General features: G+C 70.2%; 25 protein-coding genes. 10 read left to right on the forward strand and 15 right to left on the reverse strand.

Annotated elements, in window-relative coordinates:
- Positions 1-24 precede the first annotated feature (24 nt).
- The 3 genes from DEU34_RS15475 to DEU34_RS15490 all read right to left on the reverse strand — a co-directional run bounded on the left by DEU34_RS15475 (position 25) and on the right by DEU34_RS15490 (position 2,412).
- Positions 25-954 (reverse strand): 5'-3' exonuclease, encoded by a 930-nt coding sequence (locus DEU34_RS15475; protein ID WP_121151845.1) that lies wholly within the window; start codon positions 952-954, stop codon positions 25-27.
- Positions 955-1,111: 157 nt separating this feature from the next.
- Positions 1,112-1,603 carry a hypothetical protein gene (locus DEU34_RS15480; protein WP_183042522.1) on the reverse strand — a complete coding sequence of 164 codons (492 nt, stop codon included), beginning with the start codon at positions 1,601-1,603 and terminating at the stop codon, positions 1,112-1,114.
- Positions 1,604-1,881: 278 nt separating this feature from the next.
- Positions 1,882-2,412, reverse strand: a complete 531-nt coding sequence (locus DEU34_RS15490) for a hypothetical protein (RefSeq protein ID WP_147424087.1) — start codon at positions 2,410-2,412, stop codon at positions 1,882-1,884.
- A 93-nt stretch (positions 2,413-2,505) separates the two neighbouring features.
- Here DEU34_RS15490 and DEU34_RS15495 point away from each other — a divergent pair, with 93 nt between their 5' ends.
- Complete coding sequence (locus DEU34_RS15495) at positions 2,506-3,096, forward strand: nucleoside deaminase (RefSeq protein ID WP_121152060.1); 591 nt, start codon at positions 2,506-2,508, stop codon at positions 3,094-3,096.
- Between the two features lie 31 nt (positions 3,097-3,127).
- On the opposite strand, the gene DEU34_RS15500 is transcribed toward DEU34_RS15495, so the two are convergent.
- Positions 3,128-4,228 (reverse strand): DUF4190 domain-containing protein, encoded by a 1,101-nt coding sequence (locus DEU34_RS15500; RefSeq protein WP_121151852.1) that lies wholly within the window; start codon positions 4,226-4,228, stop codon positions 3,128-3,130.
- A gap of 88 nt (positions 4,229-4,316) precedes the next feature.
- On the opposite strand from DEU34_RS15500, the gene DEU34_RS15505 reads away from it, so the two are divergent.
- The 5 genes from DEU34_RS15505 (at position 4,317) to DEU34_RS15525 (ending at position 7,914) form a co-directional block, all read left to right on the forward strand.
- The gene (locus DEU34_RS15505) at positions 4,317-4,739 is read left to right on the forward strand and encodes a YchJ family protein (protein WP_121151854.1); all 423 of its coding nucleotides are present in this window, start codon (positions 4,317-4,319) and stop codon (positions 4,737-4,739) included.
- A gap of 50 nt (positions 4,740-4,789) precedes the next feature.
- A complete protein-coding gene (locus DEU34_RS15510) occupies positions 4,790-5,914 on the forward strand; it encodes an NAD(P)/FAD-dependent oxidoreductase (protein ID WP_259460203.1) in 1,125 nt (374 codons plus the stop codon).
- A 27-nt stretch (positions 5,915-5,941) separates the two neighbouring features.
- Positions 5,942-6,325: a PPOX class F420-dependent oxidoreductase gene (locus DEU34_RS15515; protein WP_121151858.1), complete on the forward strand. Its 384-nt coding sequence runs from the start codon at positions 5,942-5,944 to the stop codon at positions 6,323-6,325.
- 3 nt (positions 6,326-6,328) lie between these two features.
- Positions 6,329-6,970: an SDR family oxidoreductase gene (locus DEU34_RS15520; RefSeq protein WP_121151859.1), complete on the forward strand. Its 642-nt coding sequence runs from the start codon at positions 6,329-6,331 to the stop codon at positions 6,968-6,970.
- A gap of 167 nt (positions 6,971-7,137) precedes the next feature.
- On the forward strand, positions 7,138-7,914 hold the full coding sequence (locus tag DEU34_RS15525; protein WP_121151861.1) for an isocitrate lyase/phosphoenolpyruvate mutase family protein: 777 nt from the start codon (positions 7,138-7,140) through the stop codon (positions 7,912-7,914).
- A 6-nt stretch (positions 7,915-7,920) separates the two neighbouring features.
- On the opposite strand, the gene DEU34_RS15530 is transcribed toward DEU34_RS15525, so the two are convergent.
- From DEU34_RS15530 to DEU34_RS15540, 3 genes are read right to left on the reverse strand one after another with little or no spacing between them, the layout of a single operon-like run.
- Positions 7,921-8,556 (reverse strand): LON peptidase substrate-binding domain-containing protein, encoded by a 636-nt coding sequence (locus DEU34_RS15530; RefSeq protein WP_121151863.1) that lies wholly within the window; start codon positions 8,554-8,556, stop codon positions 7,921-7,923.
- Positions 8,553-9,623, reverse strand: coding sequence for an FUSC family protein (locus tag DEU34_RS15535; RefSeq protein ID WP_121151865.1), 1,071 nt, complete (start codon positions 9,621-9,623; stop codon positions 8,553-8,555). The genes DEU34_RS15530 and DEU34_RS15535 overlap by 4 nt, the downstream gene beginning before the upstream one ends.
- Positions 9,624-9,673: 50 nt before the next feature.
- Positions 9,674-9,892, reverse strand: coding sequence for a DUF2945 domain-containing protein (locus DEU34_RS15540; protein WP_121151867.1), 219 nt, complete (start codon positions 9,890-9,892; stop codon positions 9,674-9,676).
- A 117-nt stretch (positions 9,893-10,009) separates the two neighbouring features.
- On the opposite strand from DEU34_RS15540, the gene DEU34_RS15545 reads away from it, so the two are divergent.
- Positions 10,010-10,348 carry a TraR/DksA C4-type zinc finger protein gene (locus DEU34_RS15545; RefSeq protein WP_121151869.1) on the forward strand — a complete coding sequence of 113 codons (339 nt, stop codon included), beginning with the start codon at positions 10,010-10,012 and terminating at the stop codon, positions 10,346-10,348.
- Between the two features lie 19 nt (positions 10,349-10,367).
- Positions 10,368-10,583 (forward strand): SCO4848 family membrane protein, encoded by a 216-nt coding sequence (locus tag DEU34_RS15550; protein WP_121151871.1) that lies wholly within the window; start codon positions 10,368-10,370, stop codon positions 10,581-10,583.
- 6 nt (positions 10,584-10,589) lie between these two features.
- Here the strand turns inward: DEU34_RS15550 and DEU34_RS15555 are convergent, their stop codons facing one another.
- Positions 10,590-11,429, reverse strand: coding sequence for a helix-turn-helix transcriptional regulator (locus DEU34_RS15555; RefSeq protein WP_121151873.1), 840 nt, complete (start codon positions 11,427-11,429; stop codon positions 10,590-10,592).
- Between the two features lie 101 nt (positions 11,430-11,530).
- Between DEU34_RS15555 and DEU34_RS15560 the strand changes: the two genes are divergently transcribed.
- Positions 11,531-12,295 (forward strand): SDR family NAD(P)-dependent oxidoreductase, encoded by a 765-nt coding sequence (locus tag DEU34_RS15560; RefSeq protein ID WP_121151875.1) that lies wholly within the window; start codon positions 11,531-11,533, stop codon positions 12,293-12,295.
- A 58-nt stretch (positions 12,296-12,353) separates the two neighbouring features.
- On the opposite strand, the gene DEU34_RS15565 is transcribed toward DEU34_RS15560, so the two are convergent.
- Both DEU34_RS15565 and DEU34_RS15570 read right to left on the reverse strand, forming a co-directional pair.
- Positions 12,354-12,776 (reverse strand): organic hydroperoxide resistance protein, encoded by a 423-nt coding sequence (locus DEU34_RS15565; protein WP_121151877.1) that lies wholly within the window; start codon positions 12,774-12,776, stop codon positions 12,354-12,356.
- A gap of 17 nt (positions 12,777-12,793) precedes the next feature.
- Complete coding sequence (locus DEU34_RS15570; RefSeq protein ID WP_259460204.1) at positions 12,794-13,234, reverse strand: MarR family winged helix-turn-helix transcriptional regulator; 441 nt, start codon at positions 13,232-13,234, stop codon at positions 12,794-12,796.
- Positions 13,235-13,488: 254 nt separating this feature from the next.
- Here DEU34_RS15570 and DEU34_RS15575 point away from each other — a divergent pair, with 254 nt between their 5' ends.
- The gene (locus tag DEU34_RS15575; protein ID WP_121151879.1) at positions 13,489-14,139 is read left to right on the forward strand and encodes an SGNH/GDSL hydrolase family protein; all 651 of its coding nucleotides are present in this window, start codon (positions 13,489-13,491) and stop codon (positions 14,137-14,139) included.
- A 168-nt stretch (positions 14,140-14,307) separates the two neighbouring features.
- On the opposite strand, the gene DEU34_RS16540 is transcribed toward DEU34_RS15575, so the two are convergent.
- From DEU34_RS16540 to DEU34_RS15595, 5 genes are all read right to left on the reverse strand, one after another.
- On the reverse strand, positions 14,308-14,433 hold the full coding sequence (locus DEU34_RS16540; protein WP_259460205.1) for a hypothetical protein: 126 nt from the start codon (positions 14,431-14,433) through the stop codon (positions 14,308-14,310).
- 14 nt (positions 14,434-14,447) lie between these two features.
- Entirely contained in the window at positions 14,448-14,687 is a 240-nt protein-coding gene (locus DEU34_RS15580) for a hypothetical protein (RefSeq protein ID WP_121151881.1), read from the reverse strand.
- A gap of 94 nt (positions 14,688-14,781) precedes the next feature.
- A complete protein-coding gene (locus DEU34_RS15585) occupies positions 14,782-15,354 on the reverse strand; it encodes a hypothetical protein (RefSeq protein ID WP_121151883.1) in 573 nt (190 codons plus the stop codon).
- Entirely contained in the window at positions 15,351-16,181 is an 831-nt protein-coding gene (locus DEU34_RS15590) for an endonuclease/exonuclease/phosphatase family protein (RefSeq protein ID WP_121151885.1), read from the reverse strand. The genes DEU34_RS15585 and DEU34_RS15590 overlap by 4 nt, the downstream gene beginning before the upstream one ends.
- Positions 16,178-16,993 (reverse strand): glycosyltransferase family A protein, encoded by an 816-nt coding sequence (locus DEU34_RS15595; protein WP_259460206.1) that lies wholly within the window; start codon positions 16,991-16,993, stop codon positions 16,178-16,180. Before DEU34_RS15595 ends, DEU34_RS15590 begins: the two co-directional genes overlap by 4 nt.
- Positions 16,994-17,065 lie beyond the last annotated feature (72 nt).

Here is a 17,065-nt window from a genome sequence, read left to right on the forward strand (position 1 = left end):
TACACGGATGCTGCGCGCGGCTCGTCAGCGCGCGAGCGCGGCGATCGCGCGGCCCATCGGGCCGGTGAGGTTCCATCGCTCGGCGAGCGCCTCCGCCGCATCCGTCTTCTCGGCGTCGAGCGGCACGATGGCGGTCGGAACCTCGGCGAGCGGCAGGTCGCGAACGACCTCGACCACCGTCGGAGCGACGGCGATGTAGTCGAGCGCGGCCAGGATCTTCGCCTGCTGACCGGCGGGCATGCCTCCGCCGGCACGTGCTGCCGCGACGATGCCGTCGAGGTCGCCGTGCGCGGCCAGGAGCGACGCGGCCGACTTGTCGCCGATGCCCTTCACACCGGGCAGGCCATCGGAGGAGTCGCCCCTCATCGACGCGAAGTCGGCGTACTGGCGGGCGTGCACCCCGTACTTGGCGAACACGACGTCGTCGGTGATGATCTCGAGGTTGCTCATGCCGCGTGCGGTGTAGACGATGCGCACGGCCCGGTCGTCGTCGACCAGCTGGAACAGGTCGCGGTCGCCGGTGACGATGTCGACGGGCATGTCGGCCGTCGTCGCGAGCGTGCCGATGACGTCGTCGGCTTCGTGCTCGGCCGCGCCCACGATCGCGATGCCGAGAGCGTCGAGCGTCTCGCGGATGACCGGCACCTGCAGCTCGAGCGGATCGGGCACGACCTCGACGTCGGGTGCGTTCTCGACCGGCTCGGCGACACGGTGGGTCTTGTAGCTCGGGATCAGGTCGACGCGCCACTGCGGGCGCCAGTCGTCGTCCCAGCAGGCGACGATGTGAGTGGGCTCGTAGGTCGTGACGAGCTTCGCGATGATGTCGAGGAAGCCGCGCACCGCATTGACCGAGGTGCCGTCGGGCGCCTTGACGGTGTCGGGCACGCCGTAGAACGCACGGAAGTACAGCGACGCGGAATCGAGCAGAAGCAACTTCTCGGGGCGTGGTGCCATGTGCTCAGCGTAGTGACGCGGGGTGGCGCGCGAGCGGCGCCGCTCGGCGTCGTCGGGGGCAGGTTGTGAGCATAGGAGACGGCTCCGGCGTAGGACGATTCGCGCCGGTACGTCCTACGACGGCGCCACGTCTTACGCCCGACACGGATGATGCGGATCAGCAGCCGGGGCCGGAGGGGTTCTCGGCGCAGGTCTTGTCGACGAGCGCCGTGCGCGCTTCGAAGATCTCGACGCGCTGACCGGCGCCGGCCGCGGTGACGACCCCGATCACCGGGCGCCAACCGGTGCCGAAATCGACGGCGGCTACATACTCGACCGACACGACGGCGACGTAGACGCCTCGGGAGCCGTAGGCGTGGCTCGTCGGGGTGGCGGTGAACTGCGGTTGACCCAGCGCGGTCCATGCCGCGCCGCCGGACGCAGACCGCGCGGACGAGCCGTCGCCGTAGGAGAAGACGTAGGCCGACGGGGTGAAGCGCACGGTCACCGGCCTGTCGAAGAGCGTGCCGGTGAGGGTCTGCGTCGACGCGGAGGCGACGAAGTTGGTCGGCATGCCGACGATGCCGGCACCGCCCGGTTCGGCGTCGAACGACGGCTTCGCGGGTGCGAACGACGCGAGATCGGATGCTGTCACATCGGGCAGCGACACCACCCCGAAGCCGCCGCCCCGGCACAAGACGTCGGCCGGCCCGCAGTCCCGCGGCGCGGACGCCTCCGAACCGGTGTCGGGGGAGGAACCGGTGCTCGGAGGCGCACTACCACCGGCGGAGGCGTTCGAGCCGCCGGAACCGACCGTGCCGCCGACGGTGACCTGCGAGCCGTCTGTCTCCGAACATGCAGAAACGAAGACGCTGGAGGACGTGCAGTGGGGAGACGAGTGCAACGTAGCGGCGCCGCTCAATGCGACCGCTATGAGTAGGGTGGCGGCTAACATACGAGCTCTACACGTGGGTGGATACTCGAAATCTGGAGTCCCTGGGCTGCGGGGCCACGGACTAGGGTCACTTCCAGTCTCTGCATCGCAGGACGGCTTGCCTCCACCACGGATCGCCCAGCGTCGTCCAGGACGTTGACGTCCTCGACGTTGTAGCATGCGCCGATTTTTGCTTCTCGACCACCCTCAGGTAGGTCGGTCGAGATGGTTTCGATCAGCTCGACGAATGACTGACCGCTGAGCGAGTACCCGTCCGCGTGCCATGCAGAGAAGTTTGTGCGGTCGGATTCGTTGAGCTCGCCGGTGGTGAGGGCGAAGACGGGCTCGAAGGTCTCGGGGTCGCTCAGATCCACCTGGTTGAGCGCGTCGACGTAGGCGCGGTAGGTCTCCTCCGCTGCGGCGAACGCTTCTTCTTCGGTGGTGAACGCGGGGGTGGGCTCGTTCGGTTCGGGGGTGACGGAGCATCCGCCCATCAGAAGGACCATCGTGGCAAGTGCGGCGGAGGCGACGTGGCGAGCGTTCACCCGATCAGGGTACGAGGCGGGCGCCTACCCCGCCGGGGTTGTCCACAACGCCGCTGTAACAAGCGGTTCACACGGATGGGCGAGGATGTCGGCATGACACTTGCGACCGGCTTCTCCGTCTCCCTTCCCGAATGGCTGCGGGGCGAACTCGACCAGCTGCCCGACGCGCTCGAAACGGCGGAGGAGCGCATGGACCTCGTCAACGCGCTCGCCGACCGCAACTGGCGCGAGGGCAACGGCGGACCATTCGCGGCGATCGTCGTGGAAGCCGCCACCGGTCGCCTCGTCTCGGCCGGCGTCAACGTGGTGCTGAGCTCGGGTCTGAGCTCGCAGCATGCGGAAGTCACCGCCCTCGGGCTCGCGCAGACCGCCCTTGGCCGGTGGGATCTGGGTGCCGACGGCGCCGACCTCGAGCTCGTCGTCAACTGGCGTCCGTGCGTCATGTGCTACGGCTCGACCATGTGGAGCGGTGTGCGCTCGCTCGTGATCGCCGGCGATGGTCCGGAGCTCGAGGAGCTCAGCGGCTTCGACGAGGGGCCGATGGTCTCCGACTGGGCGGAGCAGTTCGAGGCACGAGGGATCCGGGTGCGCATCGGGGTTCGCAACGCCGAGGCGGTCGAGGTATTCCGGGCCTACGGCGCGTCGGACGCCACGGTCTACAACGCGCGCGGCGCCGTCGACTGACGGGCGTCGCCGACGGGTCGTGCGCCGCGCGTCAGAGCGTGGCCGCGCCCCAGAACACGGTCTGACCCGAGTCGAGGTCGAGCACGAAGGAGCCCGAGCCGACGGCATCGGGCGCGAGGTCGTACACCTCGTAGAACGTGACCGTCTCGCCCGGCTCGACCACTTCGACGTCCCACGCGCTGGGATAGGTCTCGATGTCGGAGAGGAAGCTCAGCTGCGCCTCGCCACCGTCGGCCGTGAGGAAGCGGGTGTACGGCAGGTAGGCGTAGTCGACCGCCAGATCGATGGTGTCGTCGGTGACGTTCGTCAACTGCACGGGAACGCCGACGTAGGCGCCGAATGCGGGCGCGGCGTCGCCGGTGGCCGCGGCGGCGGCCGTCAGATCCTCGAAGGGGAGGACGGTCAGTTCCCACACGTCCTGCGAGACGTTGTCATCGGTGATCGTGATGGTGGAGCCCGGCACGAGCGGGGCGGAGAGCGTGTTCCCGTCAGCGCCGACGTCGGGGGTGCCGAGCATCGGATAGGAGTAGTACTCGTCGTCGGGCGCGGGGGAGTATTCCGACCCCGAGCTCGACCCCGACGAGAGGGCCGAACCGAACGCGCCGATGGCGAACAGGACCACGGCCCAGACGATCGACAGGAGGAATCCCGCACCGGTGATGATGAGTGCGGCGATCGACATCCCCTTGCCGGGGGTCTTCTTCACCAGGGCGATGATGGCGAGCACGACCGCGGTCGCGAAGAGCGCCCAGGCGAGTATTGACCCGATGAAGGGGACGAAGGAGATCAGCACCCCGAGGATCGACGCGACCAGGGCGAGCACGGCGAGCACCGACGAGCCGCCCCGCGGCGGACCGGGATTCCACGGTGCGCCGGGCGCGGAGCTGCCCGCCGGCGGGCCCCACGTGGGCGGGGCGCCCGGGTAGTCCTGCCGCGGTGCGCCGTATCCCGCGGGGGCACCGGGCGCGGCCTGCGCGGCATAGGGCGGCAGGGGAGCGGGGTAGGTCGGCAGCGTCGGAGCACCCTGGGGCTGCGGGGGCGGTGACGCGGGCGACGGACCGGCGGCATGGGGCGGCGCGGGAGGCGATGCAGCGGCTCGCTCGTTGTCGTTCGGGCGGGTGCCGTCGGTCATGGCTGCTCCTGTTCGGTGATCCGCCCATGCTACGGAACATGGCCGACACGTCGGAGGCCCTTGCGGGCGCGGCGGTACAGTGACGAGCGTGTCGTTCGGAGCCGCGTCTTCGCGAAGGGGGTTCCCCCGGTTCGCGGCGGGCGACCCGTGCCCGTGCGGAGCCGGGCAGTACGGCGGATGCTGCGGTCCGATCCTCGGCGGTGAACCCGCGCCCACCGCGGAGAAGCTGATGCGCTCGCGGTACACGGCGTTCGTCGTCGGTGACGCGGAGCACCTGCGGCGCACCTGGCATCCGCGCACTCGTCCCGCCGATGTCGGGCCGGACTCCTCCACGGCATGGACCGGCCTCGAGGTGCTCGCCACCGACGCCGGTGCACCGGCGGACCTCGAGGGCACGGTGGAGTTCCGCGCCCACTGGAGCGAGGGGGCAGCGCGCGGCGGTCTGCACGAACGCAGCCGCTTCGCGCGCCGAGGCGGTCGATGGGTGTACGTCGACGGCGAGATCCTCTGACTCGACCCGTCGCGCGGAATACCGCCGCGCCATCGGTGGTTCTGGAGGCCGTGAGCATCACCGCGCGCACGGTCGACGTCGTCGTCATCGGCGCGGGCCAGGCGGGGCTGTCGACGGCCTATCATCTCCGTCGCCGCGGCTTCGTCCCCGACGGCGCGGCGCACGCATCCGCCAGATCGTTCGTCGTGCTCGATGCGAACTCCGCGCCCGGTGGAGCGTGGCAGCATCGATGGGCCTCGTTGCGCATGGCGACGGTGAACGGCATCCACGAGCTGCCGGGGTTCGATGTGCCGGCGGCCGACCCGACGGCGCGGGCGCGTGATGTGCTGCCCGCGTACTTCGCGGACTACGAACGCGAATTCGACCTGCGGGTACGTCGGCCGGTCACCGTGAAGGCCGTCCGTCGCGAGGGCGCCGGGCTGCGCGTCGAGACCGACGCGGGCGACTGGCACGCAAGGTTCGTCGTGTCGGCGACCGGAACCTGGACGCGCCCGTTCTGGCCCCGCTACCCGGGCCAGGAACGTTTCCGCGGGCGCCAGCTGCACACGGCCGACTACGTCTCGGCCGAGGAGTTCGCGGGTCGCCGGGTGCTGGTGGTCGGTGCGGGGGTGTCGGGCGTACAGCTTCTGGACGAGATCTCGCACGTCGCTACGGTGTTCTGGATGACGCGCCGCGAGCCCGTCTGGATCGAGTCCGACTTCGACGTGCCCGCCCGGGTCGCCGCCATCGCCGGCGTCGAAGACCGCGTGCGTCGCGGTCTACCGCCGGGCAGCGTCATCTCGGTGACCGGTATGCACTGGACGCCGTGGGCACGCGCGGCGCGCGAACGGGGCGTGCTGGAGCGGCTGCCGATGATGGCCGGCATCGAGGAGGACGGGGTACGCATGCCCGACGGGTCGTTCCTCGCGGTCGATGTGATCCTGTGGGCGACGGGGTTCCGTCCCGCCCTCGAGCACCTGACGCCCCTGCGCCTGCGCACCGCGGACGGCGGGTTCCGCGTGGACGACTCGCGGTCGCTCGACGAGCCGCGTCTGTTCTTCGTCGGATACGGTCCGTCGGCATCGACGGTCGGGGCCAATCGGGCCGGGCGCTCGGTCGCAGCCCGCATCGTGAAGGAGCTCGCCCCCGACGCTTCGGCGTCAAGCCCCGCCGATCGGGTCGGGGCCGGTGCGTAACGTGGAGACCCCACGGAAGGAGTGCGCGTGATTCCCGACGACCTGCGCGATCTGCTCGACGAACCGAACTACGGCGCCCTGGGCACGGTGAGACCCGACGGCTCGGTACAGGTGAACCCGATGTGGTTCGAGTACGACGGCGAGCGCCTCCTCTTCACCCACACGACCACGCGGCAGAAGTTCCGCAATCTCGAGGCGAACCCGTCGATGAGCCTGATGGTCTTCGACCCCGACAACCCCTATCGCTACATCGAGGTGCGCGGGCGCCTCGTCGAGGCGACCCCCGACCCCGAGGGCGCCTTCTACGTGCGGCTCGGCCAGCGCTACGGCAACGCCGATCAGCAGCCGCCGCCCGACAGCGCCGACCGGGTCGTCCTCAGCATGTCCATCGAACACATCGGAAGGCACTGATTCATGAAGGTTCTCGTTCTCGGCGGTCACGGCAAGGTCGCCCTCCTGCTCGCTCCGCTCCTCGCCGCACGCGGCGATGACGTCACATCGGTCATCCGCAACCCCGATCACGCGGGCGACGTGACCGCCGCCGGTGCCGCGCCGCTCGTTCTCGACGTCGAATCGGCCGACGAGGCCGCGCTGCGAGACGCCGTCGCCGGGTACGACGCCGTGGTCTGGTCGGCGGGTGCGGGAGGCGGCAGCGCCGAGCGCACCTACGCGGTCGACCGCGACGCCGCGATCCGCACGATGGATGCTGCTGCCGCAGCCGGCGTGCGCCGGTTCGTGATGGTGTCGTGGATCGGCTCGACCCACGACCACGGCATCTCGCCCGACGACGCGTTCTTCGCCTACGCCGACGCCAAGCTCGCCGCTGACGACCACCTGCGCGCCACGGCTCTGGACTGGACGATCCTCGGCCCGGGCACGCTGACGCTGGGCGAACCGACCGGCAAGATCACGCTCGACCCCGAGGGCAAGGGCGAGGTATCTCGTGCCGACGTCGCAGCCGTCATCGCGGCGACGCTCGAGGACGACCGCACCGTGGGCCGTTTCATCCGCTTCGGAGGCGGGGATACGCCGATCGCGGAAGCGCTCGCCGCCTGAGGTCCTGCCGCGAGCGCACGGGTTGCAACCCCGCGCACGGCCTGTGCCCGCGCCCTGGTCGTGCGCTCGGAGCAAACCCGTGCGCTCGCGAGGTAAGCGGCTAGTGCAGACACGGACCGGTCGCAAGGCCGGGACCGCGTACCTTGTCGGCCCGTAACGTGTGGAGCATGAGCACCCAGATCGAGAAAGCCCAGAGCTTCGCGCAGCTGCACACCGCCCCCGAGATCCTCCGCGTCGTGAACGTGTGGGACGTCGTCTCGACGAAGGCCATCGCCGCCCTCCCCGAGACGAAGGCCATCGCTACGGCAGGACACTCCATCGCCGCCACGTTCGGCTACGAGGACGGCGAGAACATCCCTCTCGACGTGATGCTCGACATGGTGCGCCGCATCGCCGAGGCCGTCGATCTGCCCGTCACCGCCGACCTCGACGCGGGGTACGGCAACGCGGGCGAGACCGTGCGCAAGGCGATCGGCGCCGGCGCGGTCGGCGCGAACATCGAAGACCGCCTCAAGCCGCTCGCCGAGTCGGTGGCCGTCGTCGAGGCCGCCATCGCCGCCGGTGAGGCGGAGGGCGTGCCGTTCGTGCTCAACGCTCGTACCGACGCGTTCATGCGCGGCGGCGACCGCCCCGCCTCCGAGTCGATCGCCGACGCGATCGAGCGCGGGCGGGCCTTCCTCGACGCCGGGGCGACCTCGGTCTTCGTGCCCGGACTCCTCGACGCCGACACCACCCGCCAGCTGGTCGAGGGCATCGGCGACCGCCGCGTGAGCGTCATCGGTATTCCGGGAGCCCTCACCGCGGCGGAGTACGAAGCGCTCGGCGTGGCGCGCATCTCGTACGGACCCACGACGCAGCGGGTCGCACTCACCGCCCTGCAGGACGTCGCGAAAGACCTCTACGCGAACGGCGTCATCCCGTCCAGCATCCGCGCCCTGAACTGAGCGCGTCTACTCGAAGGGCTCCTCGTCGACACCCCGCACGGCGAGGAGCTCTTCGGCCGCGAGCGTCAGGTCGATGACCTCGCGAAGGAGCCCGCCCACGCTCGTCGCGCCGAGAAGCGCGAGCTGATCGATCGGCCCGAGCGGCGCTATCGCGGCGATCTGCCATGCCCGCGCGAGCGGTTCCTCGGCGAGCTCGATGTCGGGTTCCCATCGGGTGTCGCCGTACTCGCCGGCGCGAGCGAGCACGCGCCGCACGATCTTCTCCGCTTCCGAAGAGAGGGGAGTGAGAGCGTCGTTCCAGTCCAGGTCGGGCAGCATGCGCACGCGGGCGCGCGGGTAGGGCGCGTCGTCGAGCCACTCCTCCACCTCGAAGCGGCTTCCTCCGCGCGCGAGCACCGAGATGACACCCTGTTGCGGCAGCACCCGTTCGAGTCGCGCGACCGCGCCCCGGGCGAACCGCTTCTCTCCGCCGCCGACCTCGTGACCTCGTTCGATCAGCACGACACCGAACTCGGCGGGTTGTTCGTCGAGGAGCGTTCCAAGCATCTTCAGGTAGCGCTCCTCGAAGATGCGTGCCGCGAGCGGCGTGTGGGGGAACAGCACCATGCCCAGCGGGAACATCGCGATCGTGCGGTCGGTCATGGGTTCGCCGTCTCTCCGAGAGCTTCGTGGATGCGGTGCAGGTCGACCAGCAGTGAGCCGACGAGAACCCAGTGGCCCTCCGACGGTGCGCCGATGTCGAGCGGTCGCGTGAGGGCCGGGGGTTCGAGGGGCGAGGATGCGGCGTCGCCGGTGGCGCGCGACGCCGGGGTCGCATCGGGGGCCCGGTGCCGCAGAACCGCGAGATGCACGTCGTGCGACGCGCGACGCAGCTGCTCGGCGATCGCACGCACCGACGGTTCATCCACGATCGACGGGTCGTATCTGTCATATGCCGCCCGGGTCATGCCGATCACCTGCGTGAGGATCGGGGTGAAGACGTCGAGCAGCCGCTCGAGCCGGGCGAGGTCGTCGCGGTGGCGGCGGCCCCGCGGGTTGAGGGCGAGCGAGTCGCGAGCGTCCGAGACGGCTTCGTCGGCCGCGTCGCGCATCGGCCGCATGAGGCGTGCCTCGAGCAGGAGTTCTTCGAGAGACGCGGGTGTCTGGGGCGTCGCGAGCGCGTCGGCGAGGCGATCGAGCGCGGCGGACAGCTCGTCGCCGAGCGCCTCGATGCGCTGCCGGGCCGGGGCGACGGCCACCGGGGGCACGAGCGCCACGTTCACGATGAGACCGACGAGCGCGCCGATGAGCGTCTCGATCACGCGATCGACGGCGTAGAGCGGCGTGGCGGTGCCGAGCGCGAGCACCAGGATCGCGCTGATAGCGACCTGGTTGGCAGCCCCCGGGGTCAGCTTCAGCGCCCAGGCGGCGAGAAGAGCCACGGCGGCCGCGATGAGGATCACCCAGGTCGACGAACCGAGCGCGATCCCGAGCGCGGAGGCGACGATAACCCCGGCGATGACCCCCACGCTGCGTTCGACCGCCCGCGTCAGCGACTGATTCAGACTGGGCTGCACCACGAGCAGCGCGGCGATCGCCGCGAAGACGGGCAACGGACCGGGCACGAGCCACCCGGCGAGCAGCCACGCGGCGATCGTCGCGATCGCCGACTTCGAGACCTGGAGGAACGGGGTTCGGCGCGCGGAGCGGAAGGAGGCGGTCACACGCATGCTTCGAGAGTAGGCCCGCAGCGTCCGCCCGCGGCTGTCAGGCGCCGCGCTCAGGCGTCTTTGAGTCTGCGCAGAGCAGATCCCTTGTGCGCCGCCCGGTTGCCGCTCTTCTCCGACTCGACGACGAAGGCGGGTTCGTCCGACGACGCCGTGAAGTGCTGCCCGTCGAGGGTGAAGTCACTCGTCTTCTTCTCCACGATGCTGCCCTGCGTGCGACCCTGCGGGGTGTTCCAACTGACCCGGTCACCGGTCGATAAGTCCTTCGCCATGAGAGCCTCCCTGATTCGTATGACCCGATCGTGCCCGCACGGCGTACACGATCGTGCGGGATTGACAGCCGCCCGACGGCCCTTCCCACGTCCGCGCGGGCGTAGCCTGGAGCGCCCATGAGCACCGACCACGCCGCTGTCCTGCGCACACTGCTGCGCGAGGCCGAACTGCGTCTCGCCCATCTCGACGACGACGAGCGCAGTCTTCTTCGCGACCGCGCCGACGCGACGGCCGACGACGAGCACGATCCCGAGGGGTCGACGCTGTCGGGGGAGTGGAGCCGCGTCGACGCGCTGCGGCGCGGCGCCGAGCAGGACCGCGCGGATGCTGCGGCAGCGCTCGACCGCGTCGCCGGTGGCACGTACGGTGCCTGCGTCGTCTGCGGCGGCCCGATTGCGCCGGGGCGGCTGGAGGCGCGTCCGACGGCAGCCACCTGCATCGGATGTGCGCGCTGAGTCCGCTTAGGCTCGGGGTGTGGAGACTCTGCTCGTCGTGCTTCTGTTCGTCAACGCCGCCTTCAACGTGATCGTCTGGCCGCGGTTCTACACGCGCGTCGCGAAGGACGCCCGCGCGCGTGATGCTGCCGGGAAGCCGACGACTTTCCTCATCGTGCACGCGGTTCTCATCGCGCTGGCCCTCGTCATCGCGCTCGCGTCGATGATCGCCGGCGTCGCCGCACTCACTGTCTGAGCCTCCTCAGACCGTCATTCGCTGCGTGCCCAGCACGCACAGGAGGGCGAGCTTGTCGGCATCCTCGGTACCCGGCCGGGCGGTGAAGACCAGCAGGCGCTGGTTCGTTTCGGTGTCGAGCAGCGTCTGGCACTCGAGCGTGAGTTCGCCGACGCCGTCATAGGCGAACCGCTTCGACCGAGAGTGCTTGTCCGCGACGTCGTGCGCGGCCCACACCTCCGCGAACTCCGGGCTGACGCGCAGCAGATCTGCGACGATGGCGCCGGCCGGGGAGTCGCGCCCGAGGCGGGCGTAGGCCGTGCGCAGTTCGGCGGTGAAGATGCGGCCCCGCATCTCGTGGTCGTCGGCGGGGTAGATGCGACGCGACTCCGGTTCGGTGAACCAGCGGTGCACGGTGGTGCGTGACATCCCTTCTCGGCCGGTCAATTCTCCGAGGAGGGCTCTGGCCGGTTCTGTCTGCAGCAGCACCTCGCCGAGCTCGGTGACCACCTGCGCCGGGGTATCGTGCAGTCGGTCGACGATGCGAAGAAGACCGGGGGAGATGTGGTCGCTGGCACCGACCCTGTCGGGTGCGGGGTGTCCGGCGAGCCGGAAGAGGTGATCGCGCTCATCGAGGTCGAGATGCAGGGCGCGGGCGATGGCGGCCAGCATCTGCACGGACGGTTGGGGGCCTCGCTGCTGCTCGAGGCGGTTCAGATAGTCCGTCGACATGCCCGCGAGCTGCGCCACCTCCTCGCGTCGCAGGCCCGGCGTGCGTCGCCGGGATCCTCGCGAGAGGCCGACGTCCTCGGGTTGCAACGCCGCACGCCGGGTGCGGAGGAACTCGGCGAGCTGAGCACGGTCCATGGATTCATTCTGCGCGAGCGCGGCGGTCGCAGCCAGGGAGTGCGGATCCTCCGATGAGTGCGCCCTGGCTGCCGCGAGCGGGGCCGCCGACAGTAGATCCCATGACGAATTCACGCATCATCCTCATCACAGGCGGCTCTCGCGGTCTCGGCCGCGCCGCCGCCCTGGCGCTCGCCGACGGCGGCGACGATCTCGTCGTCACCTATCGGAGCGAGCCCGCCGCCGCCGCATCCGTCGTCTCGGAGATCGAGGCTCGCGGACGACGGGCGGTGTCGATGCGGCTGGACACGACCGCACCGGAGACCTTCCCCGCCTTCGCGCGCGACCTGGCCGAGACCCTGCGAGCGACGTGGGGTCGCGGCGACCTCGACGGGCTGGTCAACAACGCGGGTTACGCCGGGGACACGCCCTTCGGTGCGATCGAGAGGGCCGAGATCGACGCGCTCGTCGCCGTGCACTTCACAGGTGTGGTGCTCCTCACGCAGGAACTCGCCCCGATGATCGCGGACGGCGGGCGCATCCTGAACGTCTCGACGGGGCTCACCCGGTTCGCCGTCGCCTCCGGCCAATCGGTCTACGCCTCGATGAAGGCCGCGATCGAGACGTGGACGGTGTATCTGGCGAAGGACCTGGGTGCTCGCCGGATCGCTGTGAACGTCCTCGCTCCCGGAGCGACGGCGACGGACTTCGCCGGCGGCGCCATCCGCGACAGCGAGGACTACCGCGCGATGATCCTCCCTGCCGTCGCGATGGGACGCATCGGCGAACCCGACGACATCGGGATCGCGGTGGCCGCCATCATGGATCCGCGCCTGGGGTGGGTCACCGCCCAGAGGATCGAGGCCTCCGGGGGGCAGCAGCTCTGACCGCGCGCGAAAGGACCGCCGTCCCGTGGGGCGGCGGTCCTTTCACGGAAGTGGGGGATCAGTCGTCGGAGACGGTGACCGTGACGTCGATGTTGCCGCGGGTCGCGTTCGAGTAGGGGCAGACCTGGTGGGCGGCGTCGGCGAGAGCCTGCGCCTCGTCGTGCGGGAGGTTCGGGATGACGACCTCGAGCTCGACCGAGAGCTGGAAGCCGCCCTCGCCGTTCGGTCCGATGTGCACGCGCGAACCGACGCTCGTGTCTTCGAGCTTGACCTTCTGGCCCCGCGCGACGGCCTGGAGCGCGCCGTGGAAGCAGGCCGCGTATCCGGCGGCGAACAGGGCCTCGGGGTTCAGGCCGCCACCGGGGCCGCCCATCTCCTTCGGGATGCGCAGGTCGGTGTCGAGCAGTCCGTCCTTCGTGGCGACGTGGCCGCCGCGCCCTTCGCCGGTTGCGAGTGCTTCTGCGGTGTAGATGACGTCCATGGGGATGTCCTTTCGGTTCAGGAGGCGGATGCCTCGGAGGAGGCCTGCACGCTGCGGGTGAGGCTGTGCAGGGAGTCGAGGAGCCGGCGTGCGGCGTCGATGTCTATGCCCATGCAGGTGGCGATCTGGGCGGAGACCCCGCTCATACGTCCACGGAGATCGAGCCCGAGCGTGGTGAGGGAGACCTCGACGACGCGTTCGTCGTCGGAACGGCGCGTGCGGGTCACGGTGCCCGCGCGCTCGAGCCGCCGCAGCAGGGGTGACAGCGTACCGGAGTCGAGGTCGAGCGTCTGGCCGAGCTCGCTCACGGTGCGTGGGCCGTCGGTCCAGAGGGTCACGAGCACGAGGTACTGCGGGTAGGTCAGGCCCCAGGGCTCGAGCACGCGCCGGTAGGCCTGCGTGGTCGCGCGGCTCGCCGAGTACAGGGCGAAGCACACCATGTCGTCGACTGCGGGCATGCAAGAAGCATTGCACGCAATCGAATTGTGCGCAACGTAACCCTCTCCGCCACCGCCGCCGCCGGGGTCTGATGTGCCGCGTTCTGGGCTGTCAGACGGTGCAGAGAGCCCTAATCGCGGCACCTCACCGACGGGTGTCGCTCAGGAGGACGACGCCCGAGCGCGCATCACGAGACCGGCGCTGACGAGGAAGAACAGTGCAAACCGGAGCCGGGTGCGGCTCCGAAGAGGACGAGACAGAGGAGGATGGTCGGATGCGTCGAATACTCGCCGCCACACTGGCGGCCGTGGGTCTCACCCTCGCGGGCTGCGCCCCGCAGCAGGCAGCACCGCCGGATGACGACGGTCGTCCGCTCGTCGCCTTCTACGGCGACTCGTACACGCTCGGTACGGGCGCCAGCTCTCCGGACGTGCGGTGGTCGACCCGTCTCGCCGACGACCGCGGCTGGCGGGAGTACAACCCGAGCGTGAACGGGCTCGGGTTCGTGAACAACCGCGACGCGCGCGGCGCCGACCTGCCCGGCGACATCATCGACGCCCGGCCCGACATCGTCGTCATCACCATGGGGCTCAACGACGCCTTCAGCTTCGACGCGCGGGGCACCGAGATCCGCGACCGCATCGACGAAGACGTCGACCGCCTGACCGGCGCCCTCCCCGATGCCCGCTTCGTGGTCGTCGAACCGTTCTGGTACACCGCCGAGCGCACCGACGGCCTCGAGACCATCATCGGCTGGGTGAAGGACGCCGCGGAGCGCATCGATGCCGACTACATCCCCGGGGCTTCGTCGTGGATCCAGGGTCGCGACGGCGAGATGGCGAAAGACGGACTGCATCCGAACGACGCGGGTTACGACGAGATCTACCGGCACATGGATGCGGCGTTCGCCGAGATCGGCCTCTAGGAGTGCTCGGAAGTCTGTGCGGCGGGGCCTGACCCGGTCGCACAGGCGATAGGCCGTCTCGGCACTCGGCAACGACCGGCCGGGGATCGTCCGCGAGGTGGCGACGACGCTGACCCGACGCGGATTCGGCACCGAGCGGATGACGACCAGGTGCGTGGCGTGCCGGGGTCAGCCCGAGGGGTTCTCGACCGGGGTGCCGTCCTGTTCGGTGGTCTCGACGTCGTCGACGTCGCCGCCCGTCGCCGTCGCGTCGTCGATGTCGGTGCCGTCGTCGTGCGGGTTCTTCTCGCTCATGGTGATGTTCCCTCTCAGCTCTTCACGGCTTTGCGTGCGGCCTTCTCGGTCTTGCGGGCGGTCTTCTCGGCCGACTTCCGCGCCTTCTTGAGCTGTTTCGCGGCACGGCGGCGGATCTTCTTGACGTCGGGGTCGTTCCACAGCGCGACGACAGCGGCGGCCAGCGCCCCGTACTTCGCGACGACGAGGCGGACGCCGACGAAGACACCGGCGGCGGCGCCGAGGACGAGGAGAAGTTTGGCGAATCGGTTCATGACGGGTCCTCCGGGTGTTCGGCTTCGGGTGCTGTCCCATCACACCCCGCATCGGTCGCGACGCGCCCTCCCTTGCGCACGGGCGCGGGGTGTGTCACGAGCGGGTGGGTCGCGTGCGCGCGAGCAGGCACCCCGCCAGGAGGGCTCCGAGGCCTCCGACGGCCATATCGCCAATGGTGTCGTCGTAGGTGACGAAGATCTCCGCGGTGACGAAGGTCTTCCCGAGCCACTCGATCATCTCCCACACTGCGCTGAGGGCGAGGCCGAACGCGGTGACGAGCACGATCGCCGCGGGGCCGGTGAAGTGCTCCGTGCGCGGGGCGGCGACGATACCGGCGTAGCCGCAGAGCACGTACAGGAGCACCGCGAGCACGCCCGTGCAGACGAGGTGGATGACGATGTCCCACCAGGCGACACGTGTGTAGAGGTCGAAGACGTTGCTCCACGCCGCGATGAGCACTGTCAGGGACGTCAGGATGTCGAAGGTCGGGCGCAGGCCCAGGAACCGGGGCGCCACCAGCGCCGGGAGGGTCAGCGCGACGATGCCGGCGTCGGTGGCCGAGAACCAGAGGGCGGCCGCGACGACACTCAGGGCGCCGATCAGTCGTACGGCATCGGCGGCGTAGTCGCCGATCGAGCGAGGCGGCCGGAGGAAGTTCTCGATCATCGGATCGTGGCGTCGAGGTCGACACGGACGACGGCGTGCACGGGGAGGTGGTCGGAGGGCCATCGGCCGTCGACGGGCTCGCCGTCGATGGCGGCGCGAAGCACCCGCACGTCTTCGGTTACGACGATCCAGTCGATGCGGGGAGCGTCGGCCCGAGGCCGGCCGTAGTTCACGAAGGTGCCCCACCTCGGGGTGAGGTGCATCCCGGCGCTCGCCCACGCGTCACGCAGGATGCCGCCCGACAGCAGCACGCGCAGCGCCGGCGAGGACGCCGCGGCGTTCAGGTCGCCCATGACGAGCACGGGTTCCTCCGCCTCCTCTGCTGCGCGCCGCACGATCTCGCTCGAGCGAACCCGCGCGGCCGCGGAGAAGGGGTCGAAGTGCGTGTTCATGACCCGGAAGCGCGCGTAGGTCGCACGGTCGCGGAAGAGGGCCGACACGACGATCCGCGGGACGACGGACCCCCACGAGCGCGACCCGGGCTCGTGGGGCTGCGACGACAGGGCGGTTTGCTCGGCGTCGATCAGCTCGAGCCGTTTCGCGTCGTAGAACAGCGGGCAGGCCTCACCGCGTCCATCGCGGTTGCGGCCGCGACCGATCGAGCGATAGCGCGATCCGAGTGCGGCCGCCACGAACGCCGCCTGATCGGGCATCGCCTCCTGCACGCCGAGAACCGTGGGCAGTTCCGCGGCGAGCAGGGCACGCAGGGGTTCCCGCCGCCGTGACCACCGGTCGGCCGGACGAGGATCGATGCCGAGGCGTCGGCGGATGTTGTAGGTCATGACGTGCAGCTCGGGTGCGTCGACCCGTCCGACCACGCCCGTCATCGGGCTCTCACCGGCACGGCCCGGCCGCGACGTGCCGTTGCCCGGTTCAGCGCGACGCGAACCCAGCGGTGAGGAGGGAAATCGTGGGGCCAGTGCACGGTCACCGTGCGGAACCCCCGGTCGATCCGCCGCCGGAACCCCGAGAGACTCGAGAAGGGACGCATCGACATGCCCATGGCCGCGGTCGGGAGCCGCCCGATGCGGTGGCGCTCGCCGAGGTGGAACGCGAGGTCGACGTCGTCGTGCAGCATCGCGTCGTGCCGGTGCACCGCAGAGCGAACGTCGATCCACGCTTCCCGCCGCAGCGCCACGTTCGAGCCGAAGAGCGGAAGGTGCCCGAGAGCCGGAGCGGTGACGAGGATGTAGGCGAGGAGGTAGGCGAAGGCGAGCGGACGGCGCAGCATCCGTGGTCCGTCGATGAAGCGTGCGCCACCGGTGAACGCCGCAACGTGCGGCTGACGGGAGAACGCGGACAGGACCATCTCGATCCACGTCGCGTCGGGGACGCAGTCGGCGTCGAGACGGAGGATGATCTCGCCGGTGGCGGCGTCGTAGCCGAGAGCGCTGGCCGCGGGTATGCCCGGACGCACGCACGGCACGACGCGCGCACCGGCACGGCGTGCGACCTCTGCCGATGCGTCGACCGAGCCGTTGTCGACGACGATCGTCTCGTCGGCGAGGCGCGTCTGGCCGGCTAGGGCGGTGAGGCACCGTGCGAGCGCAACGGCGTCGTCTTTCACGGGGATCACCACCGATACGGTCACGTAGACGGACGACGCCCGGGGGCTGCGTCGTTCGGGGATGGTCGTCACGGCGTCTCCTCGGCGGCTGACCAGCCACGCTACCGCCGTCCCGCTGCGGCCTCGGGCCGTTGACACGCTGCA

The sequence above is a fragment of the Microbacterium sp. AG1240 genome (assembly GCF_003635115.1).
Lineage (GTDB): Bacteria > Actinomycetota > Actinomycetes > Actinomycetales > Microbacteriaceae > Microbacterium.